The organism is Paenibacillus sp. 01T422, assembly GCF_056398785.1.
The window spans coordinates 1-1,022 of sequence record NZ_JBFTQB010001378.1 but is presented as its reverse complement, the minus strand read 5'-3'; the positions used below and the strand labels follow the sequence as shown (position 1 = coordinate 1,022).

Here is a 1,022-nt window from a genome sequence, read left to right as displayed (position 1 = left end):
CATGTATATGATTGCCATCTGTAAAATCATTATGAGCCAGTCTTAGTAATTCCTGTGCAAAACCTATTAATCCATTTCTACTTAAAGTGATCATCACTCGGTTATTTTTTAATATTTCAACCTGTCCTACGTTATCTTTGTTTGTAAACTCGGGAGTGTCATCATCAATTTTTAAATTAACCACAACGGAATCCATGCTCTTCACCCCTATAAATGAGAATAAGCCAACGATCTCATTTTACCACAAATGAGCGTTGAGCTATGCTGCCCGTTAACATTCCTGTAGGTGTTAGTAGATTGAATTTGCAGAAAAAAGAACGCCTCGCTACGATGAGTATGTACTGGGTTGCAGCCCTCAGAACTCACCTTAGGAGGCGTTATCATGAAGTCTAATCCAATTAAGTCTCAAAATCAACGTGTAGAACGAATCTCCACTACTACTCTGGTTATAGGCATTGACATTGCCAAGGAGAAGCACGCTGCACAAGCCATTAATTTTCGAGGTATTGTCCTCACCAAGCGCCCTATTCTATTTTCCAATGATCTAGCCGGCTATGAGCATTTAGAACACAGCATTCGAAAATTACAGAAGATGCACGGCATGAATGACTTCGTTGTGGGAATGGAGAGCACCGGCCACTACTGGTTCAATATTGCCAACTGGTTGGTGGATCAAGGAATTGATGTGGCTCTTGTCAATCCAATGACAACCAAACGCAATAAAGAGAATAGAGATAACTCACCTTCCAAGAACGACCCAAAGGATGCTCTGGTCATCGCTGATGCGGTGAGCCGTGGGTTCTCACCCTTCTCTCCAAAGGATGAAGCATTCCGTCGCATACGGGTTATGGTTACAAACAGAGAGCACTGGGTGGTTAAATCAGGAAGGACTAAGAATAGAATCCACCGCTCGCTTGATATCCGGTTTCCAGAATACAGACAAGCATTTGAACGAAATCCATTGATAATTTATACGCGTTAGACGCCTTTCCCTGGTAATGGAACGTCCGTCTCCATCGAAC

2 protein-coding genes are annotated in these 1,022 nt (G+C 42.6%); one reads left to right on the top strand and one right to left on the bottom strand.

The window, feature by feature from the left end:
• A partial coding sequence (locus tag AC1DUA_RS38890; RefSeq protein ID WP_477504769.1) for an Imm32 family immunity protein occupies positions 1 to 196 on the bottom strand: 196 nt, incomplete at its 3' end.
• A 186-nt stretch (positions 197 to 382) separates the two neighbouring features.
• Here AC1DUA_RS38890 and AC1DUA_RS38885 point away from each other — a divergent pair.
• On the top strand, positions 383 to 982 hold the full coding sequence (locus tag AC1DUA_RS38885) for an IS110 family transposase (RefSeq protein ID WP_477504768.1): 600 nt from the start codon (positions 383 to 385) through the stop codon (positions 980 to 982).
• Positions 983 to 1,022 lie beyond the last annotated feature (40 nt).